The sequence below is a fragment of the Pseudomonas sp. FP1742 genome (assembly GCF_030687145.1).
GTDB classification, from domain to species: Bacteria; Pseudomonadota; Gammaproteobacteria; order Pseudomonadales; family Pseudomonadaceae; genus Aquipseudomonas; species Aquipseudomonas frederiksbergensis_D.
Window position 1 is genome coordinate 5,040,204 of record NZ_CP117460.1, and the last position, 18,775, is coordinate 5,058,978.

The window sequence follows — 18,775 nt, forward strand, 5'->3', positions numbered from 1 at the left end:
CCTTGCCGCGGGGTACGCCATTGAGGTCCGGCGTAACACATTCAATCTCATCAATGCCCGTCAATCGCTGCGCGAGTGAACGATGGCCATCGGTTGTCATGACGCAATCCTTGTTGTTGTACGAGCCGCGAACGGCGACCCGTACAAAATAGGCTCCGGCTGTTCGGAATATCAAGCAGCGTCAAACAAAAAGGCGCAATCCTGTGGGGATCGTGTCGCTCAGGGGAGATACAGGCTGAACACACCACCACCCAATGGGCCACCGTTACTGATTTCGGTGCGCCCACCGACGCCATTGCGTTGATGTAACGCGGCGATCCGCCCGGCAAAGTACAAGCCCAGGCCGGTACTGCCGCTGCTGTGGTTGATGCCCTGCACGTAATCGGCCTGACGCTCGATCATCTCGGCCGGATAACCCTCGCCATCGTCATTGATGGTCAGCACCAGTTGCCCGGCTTCATCGCTGACGCTGATCAACAAGGCGTGGCGAGCGTAACGGATGGCGTTGTTGATGCAATTGGCGAGCACCGAGGCAATCAGTTCACGGTCGAAAAAACCCAGCGGGCTCAACGGATCCACTTCATAGGTCGCGATAATGCCGCGGCTGGCGAACACTTCCTGGTGAGCCGCCAGTTGCGCCTCGATGAAGTCATCCAGTTCATGGTAAGCCGGCTGCAACGGCATCTGGTTGACGCCGAGTTTGTACAGCCCCAACAACTGCACCAGCATGCCATTGAGATGGGCGAACTCGAAGTCGATCACGCCCTGCTCCGGGGTATGCCGCTCGGGATCAGGCAAGCGCGCCAGCCATTGACTGTGGGCCTGCATCAGCATCGCCAGGGAGTTCTTCATGTCGTGCACGGTGGAGGCAATCACCGTGGAGAAGTCGAGTGACGGTTCGCTGTCGATCATTCGCCGAACGCCTTGATTTTCAGTTTCTGGTAGCGCGGATAACGCGCGTCGGTATCGGGCATCAGGCCGACCGTTTTCAGGCAGGCCCGGCACTCTTCCAGCTCGGCCGACGGGACGCTGGTGTCGGTGCCATGCAGCAGCGACTGCGCCATGTTCAGGGCAATACTGATGTTCTTCGGTTGCAGCGCCAGGGCTTTGCGGAAAACTTCCCGGGCTTCCACCAGATTGCCGGTCTTGTACACCCGCACGCCCTGGCGGTTGAGATCGGCGGCCGCATTGCCCGAGTTGAGGATGGTCGGGTCGTCGGTCAGCTTGGCAATGCCCTTCATCACGGTCGGGTCGTCGCCGTAGATCTCCGCACAGTTTTTCAGCATCGAAGCGCCGGCACTCGCCTGCCCCAGCATTTGCAGCTGCTTGGCCACCAGCAATGCCGCTTCGGCGCTCATGAACTGCTCCATGCCATCGAGGCGCATCAGCGCCTGCTCGGTGAGCTTCTCGGCGGTTTCGGCATCGTTGAGCAGCAAGCTGGTGGCCTTCATCAGGCGCGCCCGAATCTGCAGGCCGGGGTCGGAAGGATTTTCCTTCGCCACCGCACTCAGCGTGGTGTTGATTTCCAGGCGGGTCCGCGTGTCCAGGCCCTTTTCCGCGCCTTTGCTGATCAAGGCATGGGCCAGGCCGAGGTTGCTTTCCGCGTCCTTGAAACGTGACTGCGCGCCCTGGTTCACGGCCTGGCGATAGGCTTTGGAGGCGGTGTCGAAATCTTCGTTGGCCATCGCCAGCTTGCCCAGCAATGCTTGCCGACGCACCGCCAGCGGCGACAGGCGAATAGCCTCTTCCAATACTTTCTGCGCCGCTTTGGTGTCGCCTTCGGCGACCAGCACATCGGCCATGCCGTCGTAGAGGGCCGGCATCATCGGGAAGACTTTCAGGGCTTTTTCGTAAACGCCCTTGGCCTGGCTGACCTGCCCGCGTTTGAACAGCAACTGGCCCAATCCGGCAAACGCCCAGGGCAACGGCCGATCGGCAATGATGCTGTCGTAAAGACGCTCCAGCGCTTCGTTCTGGTTCAGGTCGCGCAACGCATCGGCGCGGTAGCGCAGGCACAGCGGCGAATAACGAATGTCTTGTTTGCACAGGGCGATGCAGGCATTGAGCACTTCAACCGGTTTACCCCGGTCAAGCGCTTGCAGGATCGGTTTGAGCAAGGTCTTGCGCTGTTCCAGTCGCTCCAGGCGCTGGGCCAGGCCGGAACGGTTGAACGGTTTGGTGAGGTAAGCATCGGGCTCATGCTCCAGTGCACTAAGCACCATGGCCTGGCTGGTTTCGGCGGTGACCATGACAAACACACTTTCATGGCTGATCAGCTTCTCGATCATCAGGTCTTCGAGTACCTGCTGACCGTTTTTCTTGCCATCGCCCAGGTGGAAATCCTGCAGGATGAAATCGTAGGACTTCTGCGAGCACATGCGCAGCGCCTGCTCACCGGTATCGGCGGTGTCGACGTCCTTGACGCCCAGCTCCCGCAGCATGGACCTGACGGAACTGCGGAAATCCGAGAAATCATCGACGATCAAAAAGCTTTTTTGGTGATACGACAGCATCGAAGATTTCCAGGCAATTTAAGGAAGAACAACCTAAAGGCAATGGCTGCGAGTTCAGCTTCGCGGCCTTTCAGGCGCGCAGATGATAGCGAGAGGCCATTGGCTATCAAGCAATTTCGCACAATCGCGTGATGAGCTTTACCGGCCGCCAGCGATGAAATCACAACGGCTTGTCGCGTTATCGGCCAGTAGTCGCGTTCCCTTGAAGCAGCGGGAGTGCAATCGTTCCTTTTACTGCCAAAAGATCATACGGCTGCACATAGACGCGCTAAATATTTGAAGGAGTTATTGAAAAACGGGATTATTCTGATTTATTGAAATGCGCTAATTATTGTCTGCTTGAACTCAATACGTTCTAAATCGCCGGTAAAGGCCTGGAAATGACCACCCCCCCCAAGCACTCGGCCATGGCTCCCGAGCGAAAGGCCTTGAACCCCAGCACCCTGGACTTTCCGGTAGTGGGCATCGGCGCGTCGGCAGGCGGGCTGCAATCCATCAAGCTGTTTTTCGAGAACATGCCTCAAGACAACGGCATGGCGTTTGTGATCATTTTGCACTTGTCGCCCGACCACCAAAGCGTCGCAGACAAGATCATCCAGGAATCGACCCGGATGCCGGTTCTGCAGGTCACCGAAACCGTACCGATCGAGAAAAACCGGGTCTATGTCATCCCGCCGGCGCGGCGACTGCTGATGAATGGCAATAACCTTGAGGTTGTTGAAAACGACCCACAACTGGGACGCCATGCCTCGATCGACCTGTTCTTCCGCGACTTGGCGCAGGTGCACCGCGAGCGCGCCTTCTGCCTGGTGCTCTCGGGCAGTGGTTCCGACGGCGCGGTCGGCTTGTCGCGCATCAAGGAACAGGGCGGCATTACCCTGGCCCAGGTACCGGAGGACGCCGAGTTCGACGGTATGCCCCGAGCGGCCATCGAGACCGGCATGGTCGATCTGGTGTTGCCCGTAGTAGAAATGCCGCAAAAGCTACTGGACCTGTGGCACAACTCCCGGGAAATCAGCTTGCCTGCCGCCAACGATCCGGAACTGCAATCCTTCGCCTCGGTGTCCGAGCGCGATGCAGCACTCGCCGAACAAATGCTGCACGACATCCTGATCCTGTTGCGCACCGGCACCGGTCATGACTTCAAGCACTATAAACGCGCGACAGTATTGCGGCGGATCGAACGCCGGATGCAGGTCACGGCCCAGCCAGACCTGGGAGCTTATTACCGCTACCTGCTAAGCAATCCCGAAGAAACCAAGTCGCTGCTGGGGGACATGCTGATCGGCGTGACCAACTTTTTCCGTGATCGCGAAGCCTTCGAAGCGCTGGAGCGGGATGTCATTCCGCAACTGGTCAGCGCCGCGGTTTCGGCGCAGCCTGAAAAAGAAGAAATCCGGGTCTGGTCGGCTGGTTGCTCCACCGGCGAAGAAGCCTATAGCCTGGCGATGCTGGTCAGCGATCAGCTGCAACAGGAAGCCAGCAAGGCCTCACTGCAAGTTTTCGCCACCGACATCGACGAGCGCGCCATCAGCTTCGGCCGGGCCGGTCTGTACCCGCAAGCCATCGTCACGGATGTGCCGCCGACGCGGCTGCGGCACTACTTCATCAAGGAAGATGAGCACTATCGGATTCGCAAGGAAATCCGCGAGAAGGTGCTGTTCGCCAAGCACAGCCTGCTGTCCGATCCACCCTTCTCGCAAATCGACCTGATCGTGTGCCGGAACCTGTTGATCTATCTGGATCGCGAAGTACAGCGCGAAATCCTGCAGATGTTCCACTTCGCCTTGCGCCCCGGCGGTTTTCTGTTCCTCGGTTCCTCCGAAAGCGCAGACGCTTGCCATGAACTGTTCACGCCGGTGGACAAGCGCAACCGGATCTTCCGCGCCAAGACCGGCACCGCCAACAGTCGACGCACGCCGACCGTGCCGCGCGGTGGTTATGTGCGCTCCAATATTTCCCATCAGGCACCGCAGCACGCCGTGCAGCGCAAACTGTCGTTCGCCGACATCCACCAGCGCGCCCTCGAACGCTCCGGCCCGCCGAGCATGATCATCGATACCAATGCCGATATCCTGCACATGAGCGAAAGTGCCGGGCGTTTCCTGCGGCATGTGGGCGGTGAGCTGTCACGTAACCTGCTGACGCTGATCCTGCCGGAGCTGCGCCTGGAAATCCGCACCACGCTGTTCCAGGCCCAGCAGAGCGGCCTGGCGGTGAAGTCCCGCGAGGTGCCGATCAAACTCGAGGAGCGGCGTTACAAGGTCAGCCTGGAGGTGCAGCCTTACAAGGATGAAGAGTCGGACGGTGAGTTCATTCTGGTGATTTTCGAGGACGTCGAAGTCGATCCTTCGCAAGCGACGACCACGCCCCTGTTGCAAACCGAGAGCCAGGTATTGTCCAACCTGGAACGTGAACTGCAACGCACCAAACTGCACTTGCAGGACACCATTGAACAATCGGAAATTTCCAGTGAGGAACTGAAAGCTTCCAACGAAGAAATGCAGGCGATCAACGAAGAACTGCGCTCGGCCACCGAAGAGCTGGAAACCAGCAAGGAAGAGCTGCAATCGATCAACGAAGAGTTGCTGACGGTCAACTACGAGCTGAAAACCAAAGTCGAAGAAACCGACAAGATCAACGACTACCTGACCAACCTGATCGCCTCCACCGACATTGCCACGGTGTTTGTCGACCGCAGCATGCGGATCAAGTGGTTCACCCCACGCGCCACCGATATTTTCAGCATGTTGCCGATGGACACCGGTCGCTCCCTGCTCGACATCACCCATCGCCTGCACTACGACGACCTGGCGAGTGACGCGGCATCGGTGTTCGAATCATTGAACATGATCGAACGTGAAGTCAGCAGCACCGACAAGCACTGGTACATCGCCCGCCTGCTGCCCTATCGCTCCAGTGAAGACCGTATCGACGGCACCGTGCTGACGTTCATTGACATCACCAAACGCCGCGAGGCCGAAGAAGAACTGCGCCTGGGCGAAGAACGCATGCGCCTGGTGGCTGAAAGCACCCGCGACTACGCGATCATCACCCTTGATGAACAAGGCGTGATCACCACCTGGAACAAAGGCGCCGAACTGATCTTCGGCTACAGCAAGGCCGAGGCCGAAGGCGCTTACTACGACTTCATTTTTTCCGCCGAAGACCGCGCCTCCGGCGTACCTGAAACCGAACTGCTGGGGGCTCGCACCCATGGCCGTACCGAAGATGAACGCTGGCACCTGCGCAAGGACGGCAGCCGCTTCTATTGCAGCGGTGAGGTGACCTTGCTCAGCGGTGACAACCTTCGCGGCTACGTGAAAATCGCCCGGGACCTGACCGGTCACAAACGCCAGCATGAGGAACAAAGCCAACAACTGGCCGAGACGCTGAACACCAATTACCTCAAGGATGAGTTCTTCGCGGTCATGTCCCACGAACTCAAGCATCCTCTGAACCTGATCCAGCTCAACGCCGAACTGTTGCGGCGCTTGCCTGTGACCAAGTCGGTGGCGCCGGCCGCCAAAGCCGTCAACACCATCTGCGATGCTGTCAGCAGCCAGGCGCGGATCATCGACGACCTGCTGGATGTCGCCCGCGTGCGCACCGGCAAGCTCAAGCTCAAACCGATCGCCGTGGATCTGGCCAGTGTGCTGCGCGATATTTACACCGTCGTCCTCAACGACCAGCACAGCACCTCCGTCGAGCTGCATGTGCCTTCGGAGCCGTTGATGGTGCGCGCCGATCCGACGCGCCTGGAGCAGATCATCTGGAACCTGGTGAATAACGCACTGAAATTCACCCCGCCCGACGGCCGCGTGCAATTGATCGCCAGCCTGGCCGGAAACATGGCGCGGCTGGACGTCAAGGATAATGGCACCGGCATCGCGGCCGAGAACCTCGAACACGTATTCGACCTGTTTGGCCAGGCTGAAACACAGCACACCAACCACCAGCGCGAAGGGCTGGGCATCGGTTTGTCACTGGTGCGCCAATTGACCGAGGCGCAACATGGCACGGTTGAGGTGAGTTCACCCGGCGTCGGGGCTGGTTGTACCTTCAGTGTCTACTTGCCGCTGGCCAATGCCGAAGGCGAAAGCCAAGCCGAAACCCCAATCGACGAGGCATCAGGAAGACTGAGCGGCTTGACGATTTTGCTGGTCGACGACTCTGTCGAGGTCCTGGAAACCCTGAAAATGCTGCTGGAAATGGAAGACGCCGAAGTCGTTGCCTTTGATCGTCCGCAGGACGCTCTGGATGCGGCCACAAACAACCACTTCGACCTGATCATTTCGGACTTGGGCATGCCGGTCATGAACGGCCATGAACTGATCCAAGCATTACGTCAGTTGCCGCATGTCAAGAATGTGCCGGCCATTGCCCTGACGGGATATGGCGCCAACAGCGATATTCAGAAGGCCCGCCAATCGGGGTTTAACCAGCACATTGGAAAACCGGTGTCCTACGATGACCTGATCGCAACCATCCAAACCCTGCGCCAGCCCCAAGTACCAGGTTCTCAATAGCTCAGCGTAGATAAGCGCGTTGCACACAGACGCGCCGGTCAATCGCCTGTTTCAGTCGCTCTTTGTGGTCTGCCCAGACTTTTGGATCGACGTTGGGCGCACGCATGAGGTTCAGCATGGCTGCTTTGGCGGCCAGGTATTCCGACCACGCATCATCGCAACTGAGCTTGAAACGCTCACGTTCGCTCATTTCCATCCGTCGCAGCGCCAGTACCGACTCATCGGTGATGACCGTACCCAGCGTCAGTTGCGCCCGGTGAGGTGCAACGAACGCCTGAGTGCCTGCCACAATCTCCCCTGCTCGTAGAGCTCCCCACTTCAACGCCACGCAGTAAGGCTCATCCCGGTCCCTGTCGTGAAACTCCTCACACAGCATGATCCCGTGGTTATCGTAAACACCGATGAACACCTGGGTGCTCCCCTCATGACTCAGCCGTGCCCGCACTTCCACTTGCGTCCCGTCACTGAGCACTTCTTCATGGGTGCGGTGAGGCAAACGGGGGTCGGTCCATAACCAGAATTGCGCGCCTCTGTGTCGCATTACTTGGCTCCTTGAATGGAGTCAGAAGTAAGGCACACCCATGATGGACTTTCCACGTAAGTCGTCGGGGGGGTGAACAGTCGCTGTAATTTGAGGGCCCCAGCACTGGTATACCGCAGCCAGACCATGCCCCATAAGGGTTTCAGCTCGTTTCAGGCGCCCTCGCATTGACTGCCTGCGCCCCCTTCGCCAAAAACAAATCGACATATTATTGACACCAAAACATCCACTTGTCGGAATATTGGCACATTGCACTGTTACCTTCGCTTAACACCTTTACAAAGCCTGACCCCACAACTAAACACCTATCAAACTGATATCAGGAAAGGCCGTATCCCTGAGTCAGTGCTGCACCAAAATACGGCCTCATCCAGCCATTACTTCAGGAGTCCCTTCACTATGGGCGCTCTCAGGATACTGCGCGCCATGCGCAGCGCAGCCTCAGGCTTGGGCCCACGTTCGCCCGACCGCTCCTGCGATTCACTCCTCAAGTACGGCGAGTTTCTTCACCCCCGCAATACCAGCGCCTCTCTGCCGGCAGCACCTGTCCCGTCAAGCCCAGACGGTCGACGATGTCCGGTAGCCACCCCGCACCGCTCCTGAACACCCTGAGCGGCACAAGCACGGGACTTCGTCCTGTCAGCAGTCCCTGGCAATTCCAATAAAAAAAACATTCTCGGGAGAAAGACATGGCTACCACCACAACGACCAGCGACGGCACCGTTACCTCGTTTTCCAATACACCGCAGGCGCAGGACGACATTTTCACTACAGGCGTCATTGGCACCAGCAGCTCGACCATCACTGAAGACCTGCTGGGAGTCGTGTACCTGGACGTCATGTCCAATGACCTGGGCGGTAGCGCAAAGACGCTCTGGTCAGTTGATAACGCGACCAGTCTGTCTACTGCCACCAAGGTTTATGCCCCGGCCGATCTGCTGGTCCAGGACACGAGCAGAATCGAGGCAACGAGCACCGACACCAGCCTCAATGGGGCAAAGATCTGGATTACCTCGGATGGCAAGGTCGGCTACGACGCCGCTACATTGTCGACTGCTTTCAAGGCGCAGCTTCAGTCGCTTGCTGCCGGAGCGTCCCTGGCGGACAGCTTTACGTATGCGATTCGTCTCGGTAATGGCACGCTCAGCTGGGCCACTGCGCAGGTGCAATTTGCCGGTATGAATGACAGCGTGACGATGAACATCGGCGTGCAGGCTGGCACGGTGACCGAAGATGCGCCCACGACGCCGAGCACAACCGATTCGCTAAGCACGACGGGCACGATTGCATTTAGCGATGTCGATCTGAGCGACACGCATACCGCCTCATTCGTGGCTTCGGGCGGCAATGCCACAGCACTGGGCAACTTCGCCCTTGCCTCTGTGGCTGAAGCAGCCAATGCGGCCAACGGCACCGTTAACTGGACCTACACCGTGAACAATGCGGCAGCCCAGTACCTGGCCCAGGGTCAGACGGCTACCGAAACCTATGTGGTCACTGTCAGTGATGGGCATGGTTCGTCGACCACGCAAAATGTGACCATCACCATCACCGGCACCAACGACCAGGTGCAGATCACCAGCGGCGCACAGGCCGGCGATGCCAAGGAAGACAGCGGCGATTACGCAGCCAACGGCAGCATCACCTTCACCGACGCCGACCTGATCGATACCCACAGTGTCACCGTCACGCCGGGTGCTTCCGGCTACCTGGGCAGTTTCACTACAGATCCATTGAATGACAGCACCGGTACGGGCAGTGGCTCGCTGGGCTGGCACTTCGCGGTAGACAACGCCGCCGTGCAGTTCCTGGGCGAAGGCCAGACCCTCACCCAGACTTATAACGTGGCGATCGGTGACGGCACGGTACAGACCGTGACCATTACTATCACCGGCACCAACGACCGGCCGACGCTGACGATTGCCGACGTCACCGGCGCCATGAGCGAAGGCAACGGCGCGGCCACACTGAGCGACAGCGGCGCACTGAGCTTTGCCGACGTGGACAACATCGACGTGGTGACTGTGTCGCACACCTCCAACGGCAACATCGCCTGGAGCAGCGGCACGCTCGATGCGGGCGTGGCTTCGGCACTGGTCGCCGGTTTTTCGGTCGATCAAAACAGCTGGGATTACAGCACCAGCCAGAACCTCGATTTCCTCGGCGCGGGTGAAACCGTCACCTTCTCGTACACCGTGGTCGCCACCGACAACAGCGGCGCGGCTAACGCTGTTTCGGCGACGCAGACCGTGACCATCACCATTACTGGTAGCAACGATGCGCCGGTGCTCAGTTTCGCGTCGGGTAATGATGTGGGTGCGGTGCAGGAGGACACCAACCTCAGCGTCAGTGGCCAGTTCAGCTCAAGCGACATCGATCACGCGGCCACCGCCACTTGGAGTATTGCCGGGGCCAATACCGGCACTTATGGCTCGATCGCCGTCGACGGTACCGGCCAATGGACCTACACCCTGGCCAACGGCATCGATGGCGTCGCCAGTGCCGTGCAATCGCTGAAGGCCGGCGAGAGTCATAACGAAGTGTTCAACGTGCAGGTCAGCGATGGCCTCGGTGGCGTCGACACCCAGCAAGTGACTGTCACCGTCACTGGCAGCAACGATGCGCCGGTGCTCAGTTTCGCGTCGGGCAATGATGTCGGCTCCGTGAAGGAAGACACCACGCTCAGCGTCAGTGGCCAGTTCAGTTCGACCGACATTGATCACGATGCCACCGCCACTTGGAGCATTGCCGGGTCCAATACCGGCACTTACGGTTCCATCGCCGTGGACAGCACCGGCCAGTGGACCTACACCCTGGCCAACGGCACCGATGGCGTCGCCAGTGCCGTGCAATCGCTGAAGGCCGGCGAGACTCACAACGAAGTGTTCAACGTGCAGGTCAGCGATGGCCTCGGCGGTGTCGACACCCAGCAGGTGACCGTCACCGTCACTGGCAGCAACGATGCGCCGGTGCTCAGTTTCGCGTCGGGCAATGATGTCGGCTCTGTGAAGGAAGACAGCACGCTCAGCGTCAGTGGCCAGTTCAGTTCGACCGACATTGACCACGATGCCACGGCCAGCTGGAGCATCAATGGCTCGGCAACTGGAACCTACGGCTCGATCGCCGTCGACAGCACCGGCCAGTGGACGTACACCCTGGCCAACGGCACCGATGGCGTCGCCAGCGCCGTGCAATCGCTGAAAGCCGGCGAAAGTCACAACGAGGTATTCAGCGTGCAGGTCAGCGATGGCCTCGGCGGTGTCGACACCCAGCAGGTGACCGTCACCGTCACTGGCAGCAACGATGCGCCGGTGCTCAGTTTCGCGTCGGGCAATGATGTCGGCTCTGTGAAGGAAGACAGCACGCTCAGCGTCAGTGGCCAGTTCAGTTCGACCGACATTGATCACGATGCCACCGCCAGCTGGAGCATCAATGGCTCGGCAACTGGAACCTACGGCTCGATCGCCGTCGACAGCACCGGCCAGTGGACCTACACCCTGGCCAACGGCACCGACGGTGTCGCCAGTGCCGTGCAATCGCTGAAGGCCGGCGAGAGTCACAACGAAGTGTTCAGCGTGCAGGTCAGCGATGGCCTCGGCGGTGTCGACACCCAGCAGGTGACCGTCACCGTCACCGGCAGCAACGATGCGCCGGTGCTCAGTTTCGCGTCGGGTAACGATATCGGCTCCGTGAAGGAAGACACCACCCTCAGCGTCAGCGGCCAGTTCAGTTCGACCGACATTGACCACGATGCCACGGCCAGCTGGAGCATCAATGGCTCGGCAACTGGAACCTACGGCTCGATCGCCGTCGACAGCACCGGCCAGTGGACGTACACCCTGGCCAACGGCACCGATGGCGTCGCCAGTGCCGTGCAATCGCTGAAGGCCGGCGAGACTCACAACGAGGTGTTCAGCGTGCAGGTCAGCGATGGCTTGGGCGGCATCGACACCCAGCAAGTGACTGTCACCGTCACCGGCAGCAACGATGCGCCGGTGCTCAGTTTCGCGTCGGGTAACGATATCGGCTCCGTGAAGGAAGACACCACGCTCAGCGTCAGTGGCCAGTTCAGTTCGAGCGACATTGATCACGATGCCACCGCCACCTGGTCCATCAATGGCTCGGCAACTGAAACCTACGGCTCGATCGACGTCGACAGCACCGGCCAGTGGACCTACACCCTGGCCAACGGCACCGATGGCGTTGCCAATGCGGTGCAATCGCTGAAAGCCGGCGAAAGTCACAACGAGGTATTCAGCGTGCAGGTCAGCGATGGCCTCGGTGGTGTCGACACTCAGCAGGTGACCGTCACTGTCACCGGCAGCAACGATGCACCCGTACTCAGTTTCGCCAGTGGCAACGATATCGGCTCCGTGAAGGAAGACACCACGCTCAGCGTCAGTGGCCAGTTCAGTTCGACCGACATTGATCACGATGCCACCGCCACTTGGAGTATTGCCGGGTCCAATACCGGCACTTATGGCTCGATCGCCGTCGACGGTACCGGCCAATGGACCTACACCCTGGCCAATGGCACCGATGGCGTCGCCAGTGCCGTGCAGTCACTGAAGGCCGGCGAGAGTCATAACGAAGTGTTCAACGTGCAGGTCAGCGATGGCCTCGGTGGCGTCGACACCCAGCAAGTGACTGTCACCGTCACCGGCAGCAACGATGCGCCGGTGCTCAGTTTCGCGTCGGGTAACGATATCGGCTCCGTGAAGGAAGACACCACCCTCAGCGTCAGCGGCCAGTTCAGTTCGACCGACATTGACCACGATGCCACCGCCAGCTGGAGCATCAATGGCTCGGCAACTGGAACCTACGGCTCGATCGCCGTCGACAGCACCGGCCAGTGGACCTACACCCTGGCCAACGGCACCGATGGCGTCGCCAGTGCCGTGCAATCGCTGAAGGCCGGCGAGACTCACAACGAGGTGTTCAGCGTGCAGGTCAGCGATGGCTTGGGCGGCATCGACACCCAGCAAGTGACTGTCACCGTCACTGGCAGCAACGATGCGCCGGTGCTCAGTTTCGCGTCGGGCAATGATGTCGGCTCCGTGAAGGAAGACACCACGCTCAGCGTCAGTGGCCAGTTCAGTTCGACCGACATTGATCACGATGCCACCGCCACTTGGAGCATTGCCGGGTCCAATACCGGCACTTACGGTTCCATCGCCGTGGACAGCACCGGCCAGTGGACCTACACCCTGGCCAACGGCACCGATGGCGTTGCCAGCACCGTGCAATCGCTGAAGGCCGGCGAGAGTCACAACGAAGTGTTCAACGTGCAGGTCAGCGATGGCCTCGGTGGTGTCGACACTCAGCAGGTGACCGTCACTGTCACCGGCAGCAACGATGCACCCGTACTCAGTTTCGCCAGTGGCAACGATGTCGGCGCAGTGCAGGAAGACAGCACCTTCAGCGTCAGTGGCCAGTTCAGCTCGAGCGACATCGACCACGCGGCCACCGCCACCTGGTCCATCAATGGCTCGGCAACTGGAACCTACGGCTCGATCGCCGTCGACAGCACCGGCCAATGGACCTACACCCTGGCCAACGGCACCGATGGCGTCGCCAGTGCGGTGCAATCGCTGAAGGCCGGTGAGAGTCACAACGAAGTGTTCAGCGTGCAGGTCAGCGATGGCCTCGGCGGTGTCGACACCCAGCAGGTGACCGTCACTGTCACCGGCAGCAACGACGCCGCAGTGCTGTCCTCGGCCAGTGTCACGCTGACCGAAACCAATGCTCCGCTGACCACGGGTGGTAGCCTGACCGTCACTGATATCGACAGCCCGGAAAGCTTCCAGACGCAAACCAACACAGCCGGCAACTACGGCCAGTTCTCCATCGGCACCGACGGAGCCTGGACCTACGTCGCCAACTCTGCGCACAACGAGTTCGCCGCCGGTACCACCTACACCGACACCTTTGCGGTGAGTAGCGCCGATGGCACCGCTACTTCGGTCACCGTGCACATCCTCGGCACCAACGATGCGGCCGTGCTGTCCGCCGACATCGCCAACCTCACCGAGACCAATGCCGCCGCCGACATCTCCACCGCCGGCACCCTGACCATCAGCGACGTCGACAGCGCCACAACCTTCGTCGCGCAAACCAACACCCCCGGCAGCTACGGCCAGTTCTCCATCGGCACCGACGGAGCCTGGACCTACGTCGCCAACTCAGCCCACAACGAGTTCGCCGCCGGTACCACCTACACCGACACCTTCGCGGTGAGCAGTGCCGACGGCACCGCTACTTCGGTCACCGTGCACATCCTCGGCACCAACGATGCGGCCGTGCTGTCCGCCGACGTCGCCAACCTCACCGAGACCAATGCCGCGCTGACCACCAACGGCACCCTGACCATCAGCGACGTCGACAGCGCCGCTACCTTCGTCGCACAAACCAACACCGCCGGCAGCTACGGCCAGTTCTCCATCGGCACTGGCGGCGCCTGGACCTACGTCGCCAACTCTGCGCACAACGAGTTCGCCGCCGGCACCACCTACACCGACACCTTCGCGGTGAGCAGCGCCGACGGCACCGCTACTTCGGTCACCGTGCACATCCTCGGCACCAACGATGCGGCGGTGCTGTCCGCCGACGTCGCCAACCTCACCGAAACCAATGCCGCCGCCGACATCTCCACCGCCGGCACCCTGACCATCAGCGACGTCGACAGCGCCGCAACCTTCGTCGCGCAATCCACCGCCGGTAGCTACGGCCAGTTCTCCATCGGCACCGACGGAGCCTGGACCTACGTCGCCAACTCTGCGCACAACGAGTTCGCCGCCGGTACCACCTACACCGACACCTTTGCGGTGAGTAGCGCCGATGGCACCGCTACTTCGGTCACCGTGCACATCCTCGGCACCAACGATGCGGCCGTGCTGTCCGCCGACGTCGCCAACCTCACCGAGACCAATGCCGCGCTGACCACCAACGGCACCCTGACCATCAGCGACGTCGACAGCGCCACAACCTTCGTCGCGCAATCCACCGCCGGTAGCTACGGCCAGTTCTCCATCGGCACCAACGGAGCCTGGACCTACGTCGCCAACTCTGCGCACAACGAGTTCGCCGCCGGCACCACCTACACCGACACCTTCGCGGTGAGCAGCGCCGACGGCACCGCTACTTCGGTCACCGTGCACATCCTCGGCACCACGATGCGGCGGTGCTGTCCGCCGACGTCGCCAACCTCACCGAAACCAATGCCGCCGCCGACATCTCCACCGCCGGCACCCTGACCATCAGCGACGTCGACAGCGCCGCAACCTTCGTCGCGCAATCCACCGCCGGTAGCTACGGCCAGTTCTCCATCGGCACCGACGGAGCCTGGACCTACGTCGCCAACTCTGCGCACAACGAGTTCGCCGCCGGTACCACCTACACCGACACCTTTGCGGTGAGTAGCGCCGATGGCACCGCTACTTCGGTCACCGTGCACATCCTCGGCACCAACGATGCGGCCGTGCTGTCCGCCGACGTCGCCAACCTCACCGAGACCAATGCCGCGCTGACCACCAACGGCACCCTGACCATCAGCGACGTCGACAGCGCCACAACCTTCGTCGCGCAATCCACCGCCGGTAGCTACGGCCAGTTCTCCATCGGCACCAACGGAGCCTGGACCTACGTCGCCAACTCTGCGCACAACGAGTTCGCCGCCGGTACCACCTACACCGACACCTTCGCGGTGAGCAGCGCCGACGGCACCGCTACTTCGGTCACCGTGCACATCCTCGGCACCAACGATGCGGCGGTGCTGTCCGCCGACGTCGCCAACCTCACCGAAACCAATGCCGCCGCCGACATCTCCACCGCCGGCACCCTGACCATCAGCGACGTCGACAGCGCCACAACCTTCGTCGCGCAAACCAACACCCCCGGCAGCTACGGCCAGTTCTCCATCGGCACCGACGGAGCCTGGACCTACGTCGCCAACTCAGCCCACAACGAGTTCGCCGCCGGTACCACCTACACCGACACCTTCGCGGTGAGCAGTGCCGACGGCACCGCTACTTCGGTCACCGTGCACATCCTCGGCACCAACGATGCGGCCGTGCTGTCCGCCGACATCGCCAACCTCACCGAGACCAATGCCGCCGCCGACATCTCCACCGCCGGCACCCTGACCATCAGCGACGTCGACAGCGCCGCAACCTTCGTCGCGCAATCCACCGCCGGTAGCTACGGCCAGTTCTCCATCGGCACCGACGGAGCCTGGACCTACGTCGCCAACTCTGCGCACAACGAGTTCGCCGCCGGTACCACCTACACCGACACCTTTGCGGTGAGCAGCGCCGATGGCACCCTCACATCGGTCACGGTGCACATCGCCGGCAGCAACGACTCACCGACGATCACTTCCAACGGTGCTGGTGCAACGGCTTCGATCAGCGTGGCGGAAAACACCACGGCGATCACGACGGTAACGGCGACCGATGTTGATCTGCCAGCACAAACGCTGAGCTACAGCATCGTCGGTGGAGTGGATGCCGCGAAATTCTCGATCGTTTCTGGCACAGGCGTGCTGAGCTTTATCTCTGCACCCAACTTTGAAGCGCCGACTGATACGGGAACGAACAACGTTTATGACGTGATTGTGCGGGCATCGGACGGCACGCTGTTCGACGACCAGGCGATTGCTGTAACCGTGACAGGCGTCAACGACAATAGCCCGATTATCACCTCCAACGGTGGTGGTGCGACGGCTTCGATCAACGTGTTGGAGAACACCACGGCGGTCACGACAGTGCTGGCGACCGACGCTGATCTACCAACGCAGACACTGAGCTACTCGATCCTGAATACGGCCGGGACGGACTTCAGCAAATTCACGATCAGTTCAAGCGGGGTGCTGACGTTCAATTCGGCGCCTGATTACGAGAATCCCCAGGATGTCGGGGGTACCGATGGCGACAACGCCTACGTTGTGGATGTTCAGGTGGCCGACGGCAATGGCGGAATCGACACGCAGACCATTACGGTAAACGTGCAGAACGTCGTTGAGACGCCGGTTGATACCGTGCCGCCGACGGTGGCAGTGACGGGGACTGCCCTCGGGATTTCGGTCGGTTCAACGTCGACGGTCACATTCCAGTTCAGTGAGACAGTGAGCGGTTTCAGCCTGTCTGATGTCGCGGTGACGACAACGAGCGGAACGCCCCGCGGAACCTTCAGTAACTTTACCCAGGTTGACGGCGATACCTACACGGCGACGCTGACCAGAACGCTGAGCGGTAGCATAAAAGTCGACGTCGCCGCGAACAGCTACACCGACCTGGCGGGTAATGCTGGTGCGGCCGGGAGCAGTGCAAACCTTCCGGCAGGCGTTGCCGGCGAACCGATCAATCTAGCCCTCAGCGTTCCGTTGGCCGATATCAGCAGCCTTGTAACGGTGGCCATCAGCGGTGTTCCCTCGGGGTGGGCGTTCAATACAGGTACCGACAACGGCGACGGCACCTGGACCGTGCAAACCAGCGATCCCGGCGCATTGACCGTGACAACACCAAGCGACTTCGTGGGTGCGTTGGTGCTTGATGTCAACATGAACTGGACCAACAGCGACGGCAGCACCGCCAGTGCCTACGTATTCAACAACGTCGAAGTCTATGCCCCAGGCGCGCCGATCTTCGCCTTGTCCGCTGATGACAATCTGACCGGTTCGTCTGGTGCCGACACCTTCGTCTTCGCCCAGCCGATCGGCAACAACCAGATCTACAATTTCGATGCCACAGCGGACAAGATCGACTTGATTGGCTTCACGGGCGTCAACGGCTTTGCAGACTTGAGTATCACCAACGACGCCAACGGCAATGCACTGGTCAGCATCAGCACTGGCCAGACGGTCACTCTCAAAGGTGTCGATGCGGCGGACTTGAGCGAAGCGAACTTCCAGTTCGATGTCGACCCACTCACCAACAACAGCGGGACCCTCACCATTGCCGACGGCGCGATCATGCCGTTCGGTGGCAGCATCAATAACAGCGGCACCATCGAACTCGGCTCCGCCGGCAGCACGACCAGTCTTGAGGTTCTGTTCCGTGGCGCGACCTTGACCGGTGGCGGCCAGGTGCTGCTATCCGACAACGCGCAAAACGTGGTTTTCGGTGGCAGTGCCGACACCGTGCTGACCAATATCGACAACCGCATTTCCGGCGCCGGCCAGTTGGGTGCCGGGCAGATGGTGCTGATCAATGCGGGGCTGATCATGGCCAGCGGGCTGAACAGCCTGGTGCTCGACACCGGCACCCACACCATCACCAACAGCGGGGTGCTGGAGTCCACGGGCGCAGGCGGTATGACGGTGGCCAGTACGGTCGAAAACACCGGCCACTTGTGGGCCAACGGTGGTGACCTGCACCTGCTGGCCGACGTGACCGGCAACGGCAGCGCGACCATCGATGGCGACGCGACCCTGACCTTCTCCGGCGCCGCCCACGGGTCCGTCGCCTTCCATGGCGAAGGCGCGGGCACGCTGGTGATCGCCCAGGCCGAAACAGCGGGCTCGCTGGCCGGCATCCTCGGCCTGGAAAGCAATGACTTGCTGTTGTTCGGCGATCTCGCTTTCGGCGCCAACACCCAGCTCAGCTACAACGCCAACGCCTCTGGTGCCGGCGGCCTGCTGACGGTGGACGACGGCGTGCATCGGGCCGAGGTGAACCTGCTGGGGCATTACTCGGTGGAAGATTTCCAAGTCACCGACGGCGGCGAGGCCGGCACCCAAGTCAGTTACCACGGAGAATCCAGCGGCACACTGGTGGGCAGCATGCTCGCGGACACGATCAGTGGCGGCGACGGCAACGACATCATCGTGGGTCGTGGCGGCGAAGACACGCTCAGCGGTGGCGCGGGAGCCGACGTGTTCGCCTACTTCAACGTGAATGAAGGCGGCGACCATATCCTCGACTACAACTACGCCGAAGGGGACACAGTCGATCTCTCCGCGCTGCTCAAGGCCAACTTTGTCAGCAGCACCAGCCAGGTGTCGGACTTTGTCCAAGTGGTGCAGACCGGCAGCGACATCACCGTGAAGGTGGATACCGATGGTGCAAGCAATGGCAAGAACTTCGTCGATGTGGCGGTGCTTGACCACACGGGTACGCCTGGGCCCGATCTGGTGCGCACCTGGTTCGGGGATTCCGAGCATACGCTGACGGCTTGATGCAGTGGGCTGGAGCTGA

6 protein-coding genes are annotated in these 18,775 nt (G+C 60.7%); 3 read left to right on the forward strand and 3 right to left on the reverse strand.

Annotation, left to right across the window (positions count from 1 at the left end):
• Positions 1-219: 219 nt before the first annotated feature.
• Both PSH64_RS22875 and PSH64_RS22880 read right to left on the reverse strand, forming a co-directional pair.
• Positions 220-912 (reverse strand): sensor histidine kinase KdpD, encoded by a 693-nt coding sequence (locus tag PSH64_RS22875; RefSeq protein WP_105346325.1) that lies wholly within the window; start codon positions 910-912, stop codon positions 220-222.
• Positions 909-2,513: a tetratricopeptide repeat-containing response regulator gene (locus PSH64_RS22880; RefSeq protein ID WP_105346326.1), complete on the reverse strand. Its 1,605-nt coding sequence runs from the start codon at positions 2,511-2,513 to the stop codon at positions 909-911. Before PSH64_RS22880 ends, PSH64_RS22875 begins: the two co-directional genes overlap by 4 nt.
• Before the next feature lie 380 nt (positions 2,514-2,893).
• Here PSH64_RS22880 and PSH64_RS22885 point away from each other — a divergent pair, with 380 nt between their 5' ends.
• Positions 2,894-7,042, forward strand: coding sequence for a CheR family methyltransferase (locus PSH64_RS22885; protein ID WP_305478781.1), 4,149 nt, complete (start codon positions 2,894-2,896; stop codon positions 7,040-7,042).
• A gap of 1 nt (position 7,043) precedes the next feature.
• On the opposite strand, the gene PSH64_RS22890 is transcribed toward PSH64_RS22885, so the two are convergent.
• Positions 7,044-7,583 (reverse strand): hypothetical protein, encoded by a 540-nt coding sequence (locus PSH64_RS22890; protein ID WP_105346332.1) that lies wholly within the window; start codon positions 7,581-7,583, stop codon positions 7,044-7,046.
• 689 nt (positions 7,584-8,272) lie between these two features.
• Between PSH64_RS22890 and PSH64_RS22895 the strand changes: the two genes are divergently transcribed.
• Together PSH64_RS22895 and PSH64_RS22900 are read left to right on the forward strand one after the other, a co-directional pair.
• Positions 8,273-14,836: a VCBS domain-containing protein gene (locus PSH64_RS22895; protein ID WP_305478784.1), complete on the forward strand. Its 6,564-nt coding sequence runs from the start codon at positions 8,273-8,275 to the stop codon at positions 14,834-14,836.
• Positions 14,764-18,756 carry a VCBS domain-containing protein gene (locus tag PSH64_RS22900; RefSeq protein WP_305478786.1) on the forward strand — a complete coding sequence of 1,331 codons (3,993 nt, stop codon included), beginning with the start codon at positions 14,764-14,766 and terminating at the stop codon, positions 18,754-18,756. Before PSH64_RS22895 ends, PSH64_RS22900 begins: the two co-directional genes overlap by 73 nt.
• The last annotated feature ends 19 nt before the right edge of the window (positions 18,757-18,775 follow it).

Coding starts and splice junctions, on each gene's coding strand:
- PSH64_RS22880 (WP_105346326.1), bottom strand. CDS start 2,513: ATGCTGTCGTATCACCAAAAAAGCTTTTTGATCGTCGATGATTTCTCG.
- PSH64_RS22890 (WP_105346332.1), bottom strand. CDS start 7,583: ATGCGACACAGAGGCGCGCAATTCTGGTTATGGACCGACCCCCGTTTG.
- PSH64_RS22895 (WP_305478784.1), top strand. CDS start 8,273: ATGGCTACCACCACAACGACCAGCGACGGCACCGTTACCTCGTTTTCC.
- PSH64_RS22875 (WP_105346325.1), bottom strand. CDS start 912: ATGATCGACAGCGAACCGTCACTCGACTTCTCCACGGTGATTGCCTCC.
- PSH64_RS22885 (WP_305478781.1), top strand. CDS start 2,894: ATGACCACCCCCCCCAAGCACTCGGCCATGGCTCCCGAGCGAAAGGCC.